Below are 14,726 nucleotides of genomic sequence, written 5' to 3'. Positions count from 1 at the left end.
GGCCGGTAGGTAGTTGGGCTAGTGCATCGTAAGAAGCTTATTTGGCCTCTGCAAATCCGTTTCTCCAACCCCCGCCAACTCCCCTCAGAACGGGGGCAGTAGCTTCTTCTGCGGCTTCCCCATCGCATTACGCGGTAGCGCGTCCAGAAAGCGGATTGCGCGCGGCCGTTTGTGAACGGAGAGATGTCGGGCGACGAAATCGATCAACTCGCGTTCGTCCACCCCTTCGGCGACCACATAGGCCACGATCTGCTGACCGAGGTCGTCGTGCGGTACGCCGACCACCGCCGCCTCCCGTACCGCGGGATGGTCCAGCAGCGCGTTCTCCACCTCGCCCGCGCCGATGCGGTAGCCGCCCGACTTGATCAGGTCGGTGGACGCCCGGCCCACGATCCGGTGCATGCCGTCCGGCTCCACCACCGCCATGTCACCGGTACGGAACCAGCCGTCCGCCGTCAGCGCGGCGGCTGTCGCCTCGGGGCGGCCCAGATAGCCCGCGAACAGCGTCGGCCCGCCGACCTGGAGCTCACCGACCGTGGCTCCGTCGTACGGGACCGGGGCCCCGTCCTCGCCCACCAGCCGGGTGGTCACGCCCGCCACCGGCAGTCCCACCGAGCCCGGCCGCCGCTCGCCGTCCGCCCGGGTGCTGACGGTGATCAGCGTCTCGGTCATCCCGTACCGCTCCACAGGGCGCTGGCCGGTCAGCGCCGCCAGGTCCCGGAACACCGGGGCGGGCAGCGGCGCACTGCCGGAGACCAGCAGCCGGGCCGCCGCCAGTTCCTTCGCGGCCGACGGCTCCCGTACCACCCGCGACCAGACCGTCGGCACACCGAAGTACAGCGTGCCGCCAGCAGCCGCGTAGGCGGCCGGGGTCGGGCGCCCGGTGTGCACCAGGCGGCTGCCGGTGCGCAGCGCGCCGAGCACGCCCAGCACCAGGCCGTGCACATGGAACAGCGGCAGCCCGTGCACCAGCGTGTCCTCGGCCGTCCACGCCCAGGCCGCGGCCAGCGCGTCCAGGTCGGCGGCGATCGCCTGGCGGGAGACCAGCACGCCCTTGGGCGCGCCCGTCGTCCCCGACGTGTAGAGGACCAACGCGGTCGAGTCGGCGGCGGGTTGGGCGCCGGTGAAGTCGGCGCGCTCGGCGGCCCGGACCTCGATCGTCTCCAGGCCCTCGGCCTCCTGCGACGCGGCGGCGAGCAGCAGAGACGCGCCGGAGTCGCGCAGGATGTGCCGGCGTTCGGCGGGTCCGGCGTCCGGCGGTACCGGCACCACCGGCACCCCGGCGAGCAGTCCGGCCACCACCGCGACCACCGTCTCCAGTACGGGTGCGGCGTGCACGGCGACGGCCGGTGCGCCGGCGATCCGGGCGGCGACGGCACCGGCCGCGCCGAGCAGCGCTTCGTGGTCCAACGCGCGGCCGTCGATCGTGACGGCGTCCGGACGGTCCCGGTCCGCCGCTCCCAGCGCGGTCAACAGCTCCATCAACGCCTCCCCTTCGCGGTCCACCCGCGACCGTACACACCTGCCCGAGGAGGAGGGCACCCCTGACAAGATTCGGGGGCTAACCCCACTTACATAGGGGTCGGCCGGTTCTAACGTGAATGCCATGAGTGCCCCTGACCCCGAGCTCAAGAAAGAGCTCGACGCCACACTGCAGACGCGTAAGGACCTCGGTCCCGAATACGAGGCGGAGTTGATCGACTCGTTCCTGGAAAAGGTGGACCAGCGGCTCGACAGCCAGGTGGAGCGCAGGGTTCGCCGGGAACTCGCACAGCAGCGAATGGCGGGCGCGCGAGTCGACCCGGCGGGGTCCCGCCGGGGGCGTCCTGGCGACCACGACAACCGCAACCGCCGCTTCGGCATCGCGGGCATCTCGCTGGTACTCGCGGTACCGCTGTCGGCGATCGGCGTGGTCAACGCGCACCTCCCCGGCCTGCTGATCACCTGGGCCGGAATCGTGGGCGTCAACATCGCCCACTCCCTCGGCAGGGGCGTCTCCCGCGGGGGCAACGACGAGTGGGACGGCTGACCACCGTCCCAGCAGGGCGAGTTGCGACTGGGGGTGGGCAACCGGCGGACCCACCGCCGTGGTTGGGCGCCATCGCGGGCGGCGGGTTCCTCGCCCGGCCGCACACACCAGCCAGCCCCGTCTCCAGCGGGTACCAGCGCCCGGCGACGGGCGAAGACGAAAAAAGGGGGGACCGCCGCACCCCGGCTTGGCCGCCAGGGGCGGGACGACGGCGGTCCCCCACGGGACGCGGGGCCGGGTCAGGGCCGGGCTTCGCGTCCGGGGCAACCCAGGAGGTCCGGGAGCCGCTCCGTCATTCCTGGTTGCCGCATCGGTGGGGTCGGTTTCCCGACACCCACCAATGTGCCGGACCCGTGTTAAGCCCGTGCTGCGCACGCGTGTCACGCGCGTACCGTTTCCGCGAAATCCGGCCAATCACCCAGCGGTGCGGGCCGTTTGCCGCTACTTGCCGACCTTGGCGAGGAAGGTCAGCAGGTCCTGACGGCTCACCACACCCGTCGGCTTGCCCTCGACCAGCACGATCGCCGCGTCCGCGTTCTGCAGCACCTCCATCAGGTCGCCGACCGACTCGCCCGAACCGACCTGCGGCAGCGGCGCGGACATGTGCTTCTCCAGCGGGTCGTCCAGCTGTGCGCGCTTGGTGAACAGCGCGTCCAGCAGCTCGCGTTCCACCACCGAGCCGACCACCTCGGCGGCCATCACGTCCGGGTGCCCGGCGCCCGGCTTGACGATGGGCATCTGCGACACCCCGTACTCGCGCAGTACGTCGATCGCCTCGCCGACGGTCTCCTCCGGGTGCATGTGGACCAGCTCCGGGATCCCGCCGCTGCGGTACGCCAGCACGTCGGCGACCCGGGACTGCTGGCCGCCCTCCTCCAGGAAGCCGTAGTCGGCCATCCACTCGTCGTTGAAGATCTTGCTGAGGTAGCCGCGGCCGCTGTCCGGCAGCAGCACCACCACGACGTCGTCCGGCCCGAGCCGCTCGGCGACCCGCAGCGCCGCGACGACGGCCATGCCGCAGGAACCGCCGACCAGCAGCCCCTCCTCCTTGGCCAGGCGGCGGGTCATCTGGAACGAGTCCTTGTCGGAGACCGCGATGATCTCGTCAGTGATGTCCTGGTCGTACGCGGTCGGCCAGAAGTCCTCACCGACGCCCTCGACCAGGTACGGACGGCCTGAGCCGCCGGAGTAGACCGAGCCCTCCGGGTCGGCGCCGACGACCTTGACCTTGCCGTCGGAGATCTCCTTGAGGTACCGGCCGGTGCCGGAGATCGTGCCGCCGGTGCCGATGCCCGCCACGAAGTGGGTGATCCCGCCCTCGGTCTGCTGCCACAGCTCGGGGCCGGTGGAGTGGTAGTGCGACAGCGGGTTGTTCGGGTTGCTGTACTGGTCGGGCTTCCAGGCACCCGGCGTCTCACGCACCAGCCGGTCGGAGACGTTGTAGTACGAGTCCGGGTGCTCAGGGTCGACGGCGGTCGGGCAGACCACGACCTCGGCGCCGTACGCCCGCAGCACGTTGATCTTGTCCGTCGACACCTTGTCCGGGCAGACGAAGATGCACTTGTAGCCCTTCTGCTGCGCCACGATGGCCAGACCCACGCCGGTGTTGCCCGAGGTGGGCTCGACGATGGTGCCGCCCGGCTTCAGCTCGCCGGACTTCTCCGCGGCTTCGATCATGCGCAGGGCGATGCGGTCCTTGACCGAACCGCCGGGATTGAAGTACTCGACCTTGGCCAGCACCGTGGCCTGTATCCCGGCCGTGACGCTGTTGAGCCTCACCAGCGGGGTGTTGCCGACGAGACTGATCATCGAGTCGTGGAACTGCACGACGTCCTCCGGATGTTTCCCTGTGTGTGCTCAGAGCCTATGCGCAAGCGCCCCCGAACGGTCGCGTTGCGCCGGGCGCCGTAGCGGGCAACAAGCTGTTACGGGACCGAGTGAACGGGGATGCCGATGTCGAGGGCGAGGGTGGCACGGCGGATCGCGACCGCCGCCGCGTACGGCGGCGGCGGGGCGGGTCTGCTCGGCGGGGCGGTGATCGGACTGCTGCTCACCGAGGTACAGCTGGCCAGGAGGACCGTGGGCGGCTCGGAGGCCGCGCCGCCCACCGCTGACGGGCGCTACGGGTCGGCGTTCGCCGCCTACGGTGACGCCGGGGCCCAGCCGGTGCGGCTGGCGTTCCTGGGCGACTCGACGGCGGCCGGGCAGGGTGTGCACCGGGTGGGCGAGACACCGGGGGCGATACTCGCCTCGGGTCTGGCGGCGGTGGCCGAGCGCCCGGTCGACCTGGTGAACGTGGCCCTGCCGGGCGCCTGCTCGGACGACCTGGCTCGGCAGGTGGGCCTGCTGCTGGACGGCCCGGACCCGGTGCCGGAGGTCTGCGTGATCATGATCGGCGCGAACGACGTGACGCACCGCATGCCGCCCGCGGACTCGGTGCGGCACCTCGCGGCGGCGGTGCGCCGACTGCGCGACGCGGGTGCCGAGGTGGTGGTCGGCACCTGCCCCGACCTGGGCACCATCGAGCCGGTCTACCAGCCGCTGCGCTGGGTCGCCCGGCGGCTGAGCCGCCAGCTCGCCGCCGCGCAGACCATCGCGGTGATCGAGCTGGGCGGCCGTACGGTGTCGCTCGGGCAACTGCTGGGGCCGGAGTTCGCGGCCAACCCGCGGGAGATGTTCGGGCCGGACAACTACCACCCGTCGGCCACCGGATACGCGACGGCCGCGATGGCGATACTGCCCACGCTCTGCGCCGCGTTGGGAGTGTGGCCGGACGCCGACTCGGAGGAGAGCGTGCTTCCGGTCGCCGACGCGGCGGCGGCCGCGGCGGGGGCGTCCGGTACCGAGGTGGCCTCGGCGGGGTCCGGGGGCGGGCACCGCGGGCGGTGGGCGCTGCTGCGGCGGCGGATGGCCTCCGGCGGGGAGCGGCGCCCCGAGGCGGGCGTCTCCGCACTCACATAGGCCACCGCGGGTACCGGCCGGGCGGGCCGGAACCTACCCTTGCCTCCAGGGCGTTGGGCGCGAGCGCAACGTCACAGTACGAGCCTGGTGACTCCCGCGCTACCTACCGGTAACTTCCACCTGAGCCCGTCACGCCTCCGGAGGAGAGATCCCGCGATGCCCGAAGCCGTAATCGTCTCTGCCGCCCGCTCGCCCATCGGGCGCGCCTTCAAGGGATCGCTGAAGGAACTGCGCCCGGACGACCTCACGGCCACGATCATCCAGGCCGCGCTGGCGAAGATCCCCGAGCTGGACCCGCGTGAGATCGACGACCTGATGCTCGGCTGCGGTCTCCCCGGCGGCGAGCAGGGGCACAACCTCGGCCGGATCGTCGCGGTGCAGATGGGCATGGACCACCTGCCCGGCTGCACCATCACCCGCTACTGCTCCTCGTCGCTGCAGACCTCCCGGATGGCGCTGCACGCCATCAAGGCGGGCGAGGGCGACGTGTTCGTCTCGGCCGGTGTGGAGATGGTCTCGCGCAGCGTCAAGGGCACCTCGGACGGCCTGCCGGACACCCACAACCCGCTGTTCGCGGACGCGGAGGCGCGTACCGCGGAGCGTGCGCAGAGTGAGGGCTCCGACTGGCACGACCCGCGCGAGGACGGCCTGCTGCCCGACGCGTACATCGCGATGGGCCAGACCGCCGAGAACCTGGCCCGGTTCAAGGGCATCACCCGCCAGGACATGGACGAGTTCGGCGTACGGTCGCAGAACCTCGCCGAGAAGGCGATCGCCGACGGCTTCTGGCAGCGCGAGATCACTCCGGTCACGCTGCCGGACGGCACCGTGGTCAGCAAGGACGACGGTCCGCGCCCGGGCGTGACGCTGGAGGGCGTCACCGGCCTCAAGCCGGTCTTCCGCCCCGACGGCCTGGTGACGGCGGGCAACTGCTGCCCGCTCAACGACGGCGCCGCGGCGCTGGTCATCATGTCCGACACCAAGGCCCGCGAGCTGGGCCTGACCCCGCTGGCCCGGATCGTGTCCACCGGGGTGTCCGCGCTCTCCCCGGAGATCATGGGCTACGGCCCGGTCGAGGCTTCCAAGCAGGCGCTCAAGCGGGCGGGCCTGACCATCGACGACATCGACCTGGTGGAGATCAACGAGGCGTTCGCCGCCCAGGTCATCCCGTCCTACCGGAACCTCGGCATCGACCTGGACAAGCTGAACGTCAACGGTGGCGCCATCGCCGTCGGCCACCCCTTCGGCATGACCGGCGCCCGGATCACCACCACGCTGATCAATTCGCTGCAGTGGCACGACAAGCAGTTCGGCCTGGAGACGATGTGCGTCGGCGGCGGCCAGGGCATGGCGATGGTCATCGAGCGGCTGAGCTGAGAGTGAGGGCGCCGAGCTGAACCTGGCGGCGCTGGGTTGACCGTTTTCGACGTTCCCCCGGGATGTGTCCAACATCCCGGGGGAACGTCGTTGTGCAGCTCAGAGCGGTGCGAAAGGCGGCTACGGGCGACGACATGTCCCTTTCGTGACATTCCGCACTGCGCTGGCCAACGCTTTCAGTGCAGAGTGTCCGTGGGGGAGAAAAAGTTCCGCTGTAAACCGTCGCAAACCGCCGTAGTGCCCCCACCCGCCAGGAGTACGTCAGTGAGCTCCATCAACCTCATCGCCCTCGTCTCGCTGCTCGTCGCGGCCGCCGCCGTGGCCGTGGCGGCCGCCGCCGTGTTCGCCGTGCGCGGGCTGCGCGGTGAGCTGGGGACGCTGCGCCGTGAACTCACCGTGCGGCGCGCCCACGCGGAGACCGCCGCCGGTGCCGTACCGGGCGCCCGCCCGGCTCCGGCCATCGAGGAGATACGCACCGCCGTGGCGGCGGCGCTCGCCGACGAGCGGGACCGGGAGCTGGCCGAGGCGCGGGCGTTCTGGGCCGCCCAGGAGGCGCGGGAGGCCGCCGACGCACCGGCTTTCGACGGGTACACCGAGTTCCCGGAGATCGAGGCGCTGCCCTACGTACCGCGTCAGGCGGACCTGGCGGGCCTCGAACCGCGGCTGCCGCACCGGCGCCACCCCTCCGACCCGGACTTCACGCCCTCCCCGGTGGTCGCCGACCCCGAGGAGACGGTGGCCCGGCTGGCCGCGCTGGCCGACGCGCGCATCCCGCTGGCGGACGTCCGCCCCGGGCCGCTCGGCACGCTGGACCTGTACGTCTTCACGGACGGTACGACGCTGTGCCTGACCCCCGGCCACCGGGAGACGGCGGAGCAGCTGGCCGCCGCGCTGGAGCGCGGTGAGGCTCCGGCGCTGCTCGGCGGGTCCGCGGTCTCCGGCGCGTTCGCGCTGACCTTCACCTACGGCGAGGAGAGCGTCTTCGTGCTGGCCGACCGGGTCGTCGCCTCGCTGTGAGCGCCCGACGGCCCTAGAGGAGTTCCTCCACCTTCGCCACGCTCCGTAGCGCCTCGTCCAGCACGTCGTGGCGGCGGGGGTGCCCGGCGAGGGCCGCGAGGAGGTCATGGCCCGCCACGGCGATCTGGTCACCGAGGGCGTAGACGCCGTCGTCCGGCATCAACAGCGGCTCGCGATCGGGCAGTTCAAGCCGTTGCGCGGCGCACGACAGTTCGCGTGCGAGGTCCAGTCCGGCCTCCGCGACGCCGCGCAAGCGGCTCTGCGGCAGGGCACGGAAGCGGTCGGCGAGCCGCTCCACGGCGGTTACCAGGGGCGCGCAGTCGAGCATGCGGTGACTTTATACGTGCGCCCGCGCCGTCTCGTAGGCCTGGGACGGTTGCCAACGCCCAACGGCTAAGGCACGGTGGGGTAACGGAACGCACACTGGAGGCGCCGATGTCCCAGATGATCTTCTCTGAAGAAACCCACCGGAACCTGCTGTCCCGTATCCCTGAGCGCACCGGCCGCGAAGTCTCCGACTGGCTCCGCGACCTCGACAACGGCCCCGCGCTCCTTCGTTTCGAAGAGAAGGTGGACTGGCTCCGCCGGGAGTCGGACCTGTCCCACGGCTACGCCAAGGCCCTCGTCCACGAGTACGACCTCAGGCGGGCGGCCCGCAAACTCGGGTAGTCCCGCGGCCCCTTGACCCCAGGACCCGCAAAGCCACCGACGGGCTTCCAGGAGCGACATCGCCGCCTCTGGAGGCCCGTCGGTGCGTCCGGGACCGGTGCGGCCCGGCTCAGTCCCGCAGGATGGAGATCAGCCGCAGCATCTCCAGGTAGATCCACACCAGCGAGAGCGTCAGGCCGAACGCGGCCAGCCAGGACTCCCGCTGCGGGGCGCCGTGCCGGATGCCGTCCTCGACCTGCTTGAAGTCCAGCGACAGGAAGAACGCGCCGAGCAGCACGCCGACGATGCCGACGACCACGCCGAGCCCACCGCTGCGCAGGCCGAGCCCGGCACCGCCGCCGAAGGCCGCGAACAGCAGGTTGACGAAGATCAGCAGCACGAAGCCGATGGCGATCGCCATGCCGACCCGCTTGTAGCGGTCGGTGACCTTGACCAGCCCTGCGCGGTACGCGATGAGCATTCCGGCGAACACGGCCATCGTGCCCAGCACCGCCTGCACGGGGGCGCCCGCCCAGGCCGCGTTGAACATCTTGCTCAGGACGCCGAGGAAGACGCCCTCGAAGGCCGCGTAGCCGAGGATCAGCGCAGGGTTCGGGGCCGCCTTGAACGTCTGCACCACGCCCAGCACGAAGGCGACCAGCGCCGCTCCCACGGCGATCCCGTAGCCGGTGCGGCTCACCGGCAGCACGAACCACGCGAGCAGCGCGCCGACGAAGACCGTGCCCAGCGTCATGGCGGTGCGCATGACGACGTCGTCGATGGTCATCCGGCCGCTCTGCGCCGGGCTGGCGGGTGGCGCCTGGTACATCTGCCGCAACTGCTCGGCCGTGAGGTCCTGGGGGGCGGCCTGGCCGTACGGGTAGCCGGCGGAGGGCGTCTGCTGCCCGAAGCCCGCATAACCGTTGTCCCTACTGAAGCCCCGCCGCGAGAAGACCGGGTTGCTGCTCCTCATCTCACTCCTCCATGGCCGCACGGTACGGCTCTGCCCCAACCGTAATGGATTGGCAAAGTACCGCGGCTGCTACCAGAGGAGGATCTTCCCGCGCCGATTGGTAGGCCGATCTGATTAATTGAAGAATTAACGAGGATTCGAGAGGCCCTCTCCCGGGGAAGGGTCACCAGCGGGAGGAGAGTGCCCGGAGCCGGACTCGAACCGGCACGACCCGTAGGTCAGTGAGGTTTAAGCTCACCGTGTCTACATTCCACCACCCGGGCATGGGAACACCGCCGCGGGCACAGCGGGCAGCCCCCATGAAGTAGCAAGAGCCTATCCGGAACTGACCCCCGAACAGGTGAAAATCCGCCCCGCGTTGTCTGATTTTATGGGCAGCCGAAAGGCCGTCAAAACCGGGCGATTGCCCGGGTATATGCCCTCACCGGCGCGCATTCCGCAAGAGCACCTGCTATCCGGTGCATGCGCCACTCGAAGCGATTGACGGGAATTCGCCGAGTCGTGTCACGTCGCAGCACGCACGCCCCCGTGCGCCCCGCTGCCGGGGCAATGCGCCCCCCGCTCATCTCCTACCTGAGGATGACGCCCGCGCCGTCCGTACCTCCCAAGGATCCCCGCAGAACCACGACAGGGGCTGATCCGGCCGTGGCTGGGCACAGGAAGGATGGAGTGAACACCGCCACGTACGACAGGAGCCCCACCCGTGACCACCACCACCCAGACCGGCACCCGGGCCGACGATCGTGCCACCGCGGTGGCCGCCCGCGCGACGGATCTCACCAAGGTCTACGGCCAGGGCGAGACACGCGTGGTCGCGCTCGACAACGTCTCCACGGAGTTCCGCAAGGCGGAGTTCACCGCCATCATGGGCCCGTCCGGCTCCGGCAAGTCGACGCTCATGCACTGCATGGCGGGGCTCGACTCGATCTCCTCCGGGTCCGCTCGAATAGGTGACACCGAGCTGTCGTCGCTCAAGGACAAGCAGCTCACGCGACTGCGCCGGGACAAGGTCGGCTTCATCTTCCAGGCGTTCAACCTGCTGCCCACCCTGACCGCCGCCGAGAACATCACGCTGCCGATGGACATCGCGGGCCGCAAGCCGGACCAGGCGTGGCTGTCCAAGGTCATCGAGACCGTCGGCCTGTCCGGACGGCTGTCGCACCGACCCGCCCAGCTCTCCGGCGGCCAGCAGCAGCGCGTGGCGGTGGCCCGGGCGCTCGCCGCCCGGCCCGAGATCATCTTCGCCGACGAGCCGACCGGAAACCTCGACTCGCGCTCCGGCGCCGAGGTGCTGGGCTTCCTTCGCAACTCCGTACGGGAGTTGGGCCAGACCGTGGTGATGGTCACCCACGACCCGGTGGCCGCCTCGTACGCGGACCGCGTCGTCTTCCTCGCCGACGGCCGGATCGTCGACGAACTGCGCGACCCGACCGCCGACGACGTACTGGAGCGGATGCGGCGCCTTCCCGGGGGGAACCCCCGGACCCCCGGCTTCGACGCCAAGGGCCGTACCAGCTGAGCTCGCGCCCAGCCGCCGCCCGTCCACGCCGATCCGCACCCGTACCCCAGGACTGAACCATGTTCCGAACCGCCCTGCGCAATGTGCTCACGCACAAGGCCAGGCTGCTGATGACCGTGCTCGCCGTACTGCTCGGCGTCGCCTTCGTCTCCGGCACCCTGGTCTTCACCGACACGCTCGGCAACGCCTACAAGAACCAGTCGGCCAAGTCGTACGACAACGTGGCCGTCGCCATCACCAGTTACGGCGGGTCCTCCGGCCCGCACGACAAGAAGCGGGACGAGGGCATCAGCCAGCAGACCCTCGACCGTATCGACAAGCTGCCGGGCGTCGCCTCCGCGACCGGGCGGGTCTCCGGGTTCGCCGGAGTCGCCGACACCAAGGGCAAGCTGATCGGCAACGGCTGGACCAACTCCGGTGCCAACTTCGCCCCCGGAAAGAACGGCAAGGACCCGCGCTACGCGTTCGTCTCCGGCCGCGGCCCGGCGCAGACCGGTGAGGTCGCGCTGGACAAGGACACCGCCGACAAGGGCGGCTTCCACGTCGGCGATCCGGCGCGGATCGCCACCAACGGACCGGTCAAGACGTACACCGTCACCGGCATCTTCACCACCGACGACGGCTCGGTCAGCGCCGGCGGTTCGCTGGTGCTGTTCGACACCGCGAGCGCCCAGTCGCTCTACCTGACCTCCGGTCACTTCTCCGACGTGACGGTCACCGCCGACAAGGGCACCGCGCAGCAGAAGATCCTCGACGAGATCACCCCGCTGCTGCCCAAGGACGGCAGCGTCGACGCGCAGACCGGCAAGCAGCTCGCCGACCGGCAGGCCAAGGACATCGAGCAGCAGTTCAACTCGCTGAACACCATGCTGTTGGTGTTCGCCGCCATCGCTCTGTTCGTCGGGATCTTCCTGATCGCCAACACCTTCACCATGCTGGTCGCGCAGCGCACCAAGGAGCTGGCACTGCTGCGCGCGCTGGGCGCGAGCCGCCGCCAGGTGACGCGCTCGGTGCTCACCGAGGCGCTGATCGTGGGCGCCACCGCCTCGCTGGCCGGGTTCGTGGGCGGCATCGGGATCGCGGTGGGGCTGCGCTCCGCCATGGCCTCCTTCGGCGCCAAGGTGCCGTCCGGGCCGCTGGTGGTCGCGCCGACGACGGTGCTCGCGGCGTTCGCGGTGGGCGTGCTGATCACCATGTTCGCCGCCTGGCTGCCCGCCCGCCGGGCCGCGAAGATCCCGCCGGTCGCCGCGATGAGCAGTGCGGAGCTGCCGGCGCCCACCAAGTCACTGGTGCTGCGCAACACCTTCGGCGGGCTGCTGGCCGCGGTCGGTGCCGCGCTGGTCGTGCTGGGCGGTTCGGCGGGTGGCGCCACCGGGCGCTGGGAGGTCGGCGGCGGGGCGTTCCTGCTGGTGATCGGAGTGATCGTGCTGACGCCGCTGCTGTCGCAGCCGGTCATCGCGGCGGTACGGCCGCTGCTGGCGCGGGCGTTCGGGGTGTCCGGCAACCTGGCGGCGCGCAACGCGCGGCGCAATCCGCGACGTACCGCGGCCACCGCCTCCGCGCTGGCCATCGGGCTGACCCTGATCACCGGGCTGTCGGTGCTGGGTGTCTCCATCGGCCGGACAATCGACAAGGCGACGGTGGACAACCTGTCGGCGGACTACATGGTCCAGATGGCGAACGGCATGCCGCTGGACGACTCCGTCGCGGGCGAGATCTCCAAGGTGCCGGGGGTCACCGCGGCGACCGCGCTGCGCAACTCCTACTTCGACCTGGACGGCAAGTTCTCGTCGGTCACCGCGGCCGATCCGGCCGGGCTGGCCAGGACCGTCAAGATCACGATGGTGCACGGTTCGCAGTCCGCGCTGGCCGACGGCAAGGTCCTGGTCGCCGACAAGACCGCCAAGAGCCGGGGCTGGCGGGTCGGCGACACCGTCCAGGCCAGCTACCCGGACGGCACGAGGGCCGAGGTGACGGTGGGCGGAACGTTCGCCGACAACCTCGTGCTGTCGGACGTCGTCATGCCGGACCGGATGCTGACGCCGCACGTCGACAAGCCCGAGGTACGGCAGGTGCTGGTCTCCGTCTCCGGCGGCGCCACGCCCACCGCGGCGCAGGCCATCACCGACGGGCTGGGGGACAACCCGGCGATCTCGGTGATGGACCGTCAGGGGATCCGGGACACGTTCGGCGGCATGATCAACAACATGCTCTACATCATGTACGGGCTGCTGGGCATGTCGTTGGTCATCGCGGTGCTGGGGGTCATCAACACGCTGGCCATGTCGGTCTTCGAGCGGCGCCGTGAGATCGGCATGCTGCGCGCGGTCGGCCTGGACCGCGGCCGGGTCAAGCGGATGATCCGGCTGGAGGCGGTCGTCATCGCCCTCTTCGGCGCGGTCACCGGCGTGGTCCTGGGCCTGTTCATCGCCTGGGCCACCGGAGACTCCATCAGCGCGGACCTCCAGGGCTACGTGATGGTCCTCCCCTGGACCCGTATCGCCGTCTTCCTCGCCCTGGCCGCCCTGGTCGGCATCCTGGCCGCGGTGTGGCCCGCGAGGCGAGCGGCGAAGCTCGACGTCCTGGAGGCGATCAAGACGGAGTGATCCCACGCCCCTCGGGGCTCCGCCACCCACCCCCGGGGGTGGCGGGCTTCACCCCAGGCCCCGGGTCGGCGCGTGGCTTCGCTCCGAATCCTGCCGGTCTGCGGGCTTCGCCCCCAAGCCCCCTGGTACACAAGGGGCTTGGGGGCGCGTCCTTTCCCCGCGGGTTCAAAGTCGGAGCCACGATGCACGTCGGGGGCGAGAGGGCGGAGCCCCGGGGAAGGGCGGGTGAGGGGTACTCGTCAGTGGGGCTCCAGCCATGCGTGTCTGGTCCGGGGGAAGGACGCGTCACCCGACGTGGTGGTTTTCACCGCCACGACCTGGTTGACGCCGATGCGGTTGTGCTCGAAGGCCAGGGCGGAAGCCGCCATGTAGAGGCGCCAGACGCGGGCACGGCCGGGCGAGGTGAGGCGGACGGCCTCCGGCCAGTGGGTCTCCAGGTTGGCGACCCAGGCGCGCAGGGTGCGCCCGTAGTGCTCGCGGAGCGCCTCCACGTCCCGTACCTCGAAACCGGCCTCCTCCAGAAGCTCGACCGTGGAGCCGAGCGGCGACAACTCCCCGTCGGGGAAGACGTAGCGGTCGATGAACTCGTCCACCCGGTAGGCGTCCTCCCGCTCCAGCGGGCGCCGCGCGATCTGGTGGTTGAGCAGGCGGCCACCGGGCCGCAGCAACCCGTACAGCGCCGAGGCGTACGCCCGGTACTGCGCGGACCCCACGTGCTCCGCCATGCCGATGGACGAGATCGCGTCGTACGGCCCGTCGTCCACCTCCCGGTAGTCCTGCACCCGGATCTCCACCCGGTCGGTCAGCCCCGCGTCGGCCACCCGCTTGCGGGCGTACGCCGCCTGCTCGGCGGAGAGCGTGACGCCGACCGCCCGCACCCCGTAGCGCTGGGCGGCGTGCAGCACCATCGAACCCCAGCCGCAGCCGACGTCCAGCAGCCGCTGGCCCTCGGTCAGCGACAGCTTGCGGCAGATCAGGTCGAGCTTGGCCTCCTGCGCTTCCTCCAGGGTGCCGCCCGGCTGCTGCCAGTACGCGCACGAGTAGACCATCGAAGGCCCGAGCACCCGCTCGTAGAAGGTGTTGCCGACGTCGTAGTGGTGGTGGATCGCCTCGCGGTCCCGGCTGAGCGTGTGCCGCACCCCGCCGCGCCTGGGCGCCTCCTCGGCGGGCGGGGCGGGCGGCAGTCCGGGCCCCGCCAGGAGCAGCGCCTCACGGGCCATCCGGCGCAGCGCGGGATCGCGCAGGGACCGTACGGCGTCCAGCGGGCGCAGTCCGCCCTGCGGCTCGTCCCGCTCCCAGATCAGCCCGGAGAGACGTTCCAGCGCCTCGTACAGGTCGCCCTCGACCTCGATGTCCCCGGCCACCCAGGCCCGGGCGAGCCCCAACTCCCCCGGCTTCCACAGCAGTCGGCGCAGCGCGCGCCGGTGCCGCAGCACCAGCACCGGCGCGTCCGGCGGCCCGGCCTCGGAACCGTCCCAGGCGCGGATCCGCAGCGGAAGCGGGGCGCCCAGGGCGCCTTCGGCGAGTGCGAGGAGCCGTACGGCTGCGTCGGCCATGGTGCAAAACCTCCGTGATGGTGCGTCAACCGACAGACCT

Annotated in this window: 12 protein-coding genes and 1 tRNA gene; 7 read left to right on the top strand and 6 right to left on the bottom strand. The window is 71.0% G+C overall.

What is annotated here, in order from left to right; genetic code table 11:
- Nucleotides 1–84 precede the first annotated feature (84 nt).
- Nucleotides 85–1,482: an acyl-CoA synthetase gene (locus tag O5O46_RS14295; protein WP_269855765.1), complete on the bottom strand. Its 1,398-nt coding sequence runs from the start codon at nt 1,480–1,482 to the stop codon at nt 85–87.
- A gap of 124 nt (nt 1,483–1,606) precedes the next feature.
- On the opposite strand from O5O46_RS14295, the gene O5O46_RS14290 reads away from it, so the two are divergent.
- Complete coding sequence (locus O5O46_RS14290) at nt 1,607–2,029, top strand: hypothetical protein (RefSeq protein WP_269855764.1); 423 nt, start codon at nt 1,607–1,609, stop codon at nt 2,027–2,029.
- Between the two features lie 441 nt (nt 2,030–2,470).
- On the opposite strand, the gene O5O46_RS14285 is transcribed toward O5O46_RS14290, so the two are convergent.
- The gene (locus tag O5O46_RS14285) at nt 2,471–3,856 is read right to left on the bottom strand and encodes a cystathionine beta-synthase (protein ID WP_269855763.1); all 1,386 of its coding nucleotides are present in this window, start codon (nt 3,854–3,856) and stop codon (nt 2,471–2,473) included.
- A gap of 120 nt (nt 3,857–3,976) precedes the next feature.
- Here O5O46_RS14285 and O5O46_RS14280 point away from each other — a divergent pair, with 120 nt between their 5' ends.
- The 3 genes from O5O46_RS14280 to O5O46_RS14270 all read left to right on the top strand — a co-directional run bounded on the left by O5O46_RS14280 (nt 3,977) and on the right by O5O46_RS14270 (nt 7,384).
- On the top strand, nt 3,977–4,990 hold the full coding sequence (locus O5O46_RS14280; protein ID WP_269855762.1) for an SGNH/GDSL hydrolase family protein: 1,014 nt from the start codon (nt 3,977–3,979) through the stop codon (nt 4,988–4,990).
- Nucleotides 4,991–5,146: 156 nt separating this feature from the next.
- Entirely contained in the window at nt 5,147–6,367 is a 1,221-nt protein-coding gene (locus tag O5O46_RS14275; RefSeq protein ID WP_269855761.1) for an acetyl-CoA C-acetyltransferase, read from the top strand.
- A gap of 273 nt (nt 6,368–6,640) precedes the next feature.
- Nucleotides 6,641–7,384 carry a hypothetical protein gene (locus O5O46_RS14270; protein ID WP_269855843.1) on the top strand — a complete coding sequence of 248 codons (744 nt, stop codon included), beginning with the start codon at nt 6,641–6,643 and terminating at the stop codon, nt 7,382–7,384.
- 13 nt (nt 7,385–7,397) lie between these two features.
- Here O5O46_RS14270 and O5O46_RS14265 read toward each other — a convergent pair whose 3' ends face one another.
- A complete protein-coding gene (locus O5O46_RS14265) occupies nt 7,398–7,712 on the bottom strand; it encodes a hypothetical protein (RefSeq protein WP_269855760.1) in 315 nt (104 codons plus the stop codon).
- 107 nt (nt 7,713–7,819) lie between these two features.
- Here O5O46_RS14265 and O5O46_RS14260 point away from each other — a divergent pair, with 107 nt between their 5' ends.
- The gene (locus O5O46_RS14260; protein ID WP_269855759.1) at nt 7,820–8,053 is read left to right on the top strand and encodes a DUF4287 domain-containing protein; all 234 of its coding nucleotides are present in this window, start codon (nt 7,820–7,822) and stop codon (nt 8,051–8,053) included.
- 109 nt (nt 8,054–8,162) lie between these two features.
- Here the strand turns inward: O5O46_RS14260 and O5O46_RS14255 are convergent, their stop codons facing one another.
- Nucleotides 8,163–9,005, bottom strand: coding sequence for a Bax inhibitor-1/YccA family protein (locus O5O46_RS14255; protein WP_269855758.1), 843 nt, complete (start codon nt 9,003–9,005; stop codon nt 8,163–8,165).
- 181 nt (nt 9,006–9,186) lie between these two features.
- Nucleotides 9,187–9,268 (bottom strand) — tRNA-Leu (locus O5O46_RS14250).
- Nucleotides 9,269–9,708: 440 nt separating this feature from the next.
- Here O5O46_RS14250 and O5O46_RS14245 point away from each other — a divergent pair.
- Nucleotides 9,709–10,524, top strand: coding sequence for an ABC transporter ATP-binding protein (locus O5O46_RS14245; RefSeq protein ID WP_269855757.1), 816 nt, complete (start codon nt 9,709–9,711; stop codon nt 10,522–10,524).
- Nucleotides 10,525–10,583: 59 nt separating this feature from the next.
- Nucleotides 10,584–13,130 carry an ABC transporter permease gene (locus tag O5O46_RS14240; protein ID WP_269855756.1) on the top strand — a complete coding sequence of 849 codons (2,547 nt, stop codon included), beginning with the start codon at nt 10,584–10,586 and terminating at the stop codon, nt 13,128–13,130.
- Nucleotides 13,131–13,369: 239 nt separating this feature from the next.
- Here O5O46_RS14240 and O5O46_RS14235 read toward each other — a convergent pair whose 3' ends face one another.
- Nucleotides 13,370–14,686 carry an SAM-dependent methyltransferase gene (locus O5O46_RS14235; protein WP_269855755.1) on the bottom strand — a complete coding sequence of 439 codons (1,317 nt, stop codon included), beginning with the start codon at nt 14,684–14,686 and terminating at the stop codon, nt 13,370–13,372.
- Nucleotides 14,687–14,726 lie beyond the last annotated feature (40 nt).

Source organism: Streptomyces sp. RPT161 (assembly GCF_027533845.1).
Taxonomy (GTDB): domain Bacteria; phylum Actinomycetota; class Actinomycetes; order Streptomycetales; family Streptomycetaceae; genus Streptantibioticus_A; species Streptantibioticus_A silvisoli_A.
The sequence above is the reverse complement of the archived record's forward strand: the minus strand, read 5'-3'. Positions and strand labels throughout refer to the sequence as shown.

Excerpts from the sequence above, each read along its gene's own strand:
- O5O46_RS14295 (WP_269855765.1), bottom strand. The coding sequence starts at position 1,482 with ATGGAGCTGTTGACCGCGCTGGGAGCGGCGGACCGGGACCGTCCGGAC.
- O5O46_RS14290 (WP_269855764.1), top strand. The coding sequence starts at position 1,607 with ATGAGTGCCCCTGACCCCGAGCTCAAGAAAGAGCTCGACGCCACACTG.
- O5O46_RS14280 (WP_269855762.1), top strand. The coding sequence starts at position 3,977 with ATGCCGATGTCGAGGGCGAGGGTGGCACGGCGGATCGCGACCGCCGCC.
- O5O46_RS14275 (WP_269855761.1), top strand. The coding sequence starts at position 5,147 with ATGCCCGAAGCCGTAATCGTCTCTGCCGCCCGCTCGCCCATCGGGCGC.
- O5O46_RS14265 (WP_269855760.1), bottom strand. The coding sequence starts at position 7,712 with ATGCTCGACTGCGCGCCCCTGGTAACCGCCGTGGAGCGGCTCGCCGAC.
- O5O46_RS14260 (WP_269855759.1), top strand. The coding sequence starts at position 7,820 with ATGTCCCAGATGATCTTCTCTGAAGAAACCCACCGGAACCTGCTGTCC.
- O5O46_RS14255 (WP_269855758.1), bottom strand. The coding sequence starts at position 9,005 with ATGAGGAGCAGCAACCCGGTCTTCTCGCGGCGGGGCTTCAGTAGGGAC.
- O5O46_RS14240 (WP_269855756.1), top strand. The coding sequence starts at position 10,584 with ATGTTCCGAACCGCCCTGCGCAATGTGCTCACGCACAAGGCCAGGCTG.
- O5O46_RS14235 (WP_269855755.1), bottom strand. The coding sequence starts at position 14,686 with ATGGCCGACGCAGCCGTACGGCTCCTCGCACTCGCCGAAGGCGCCCTG.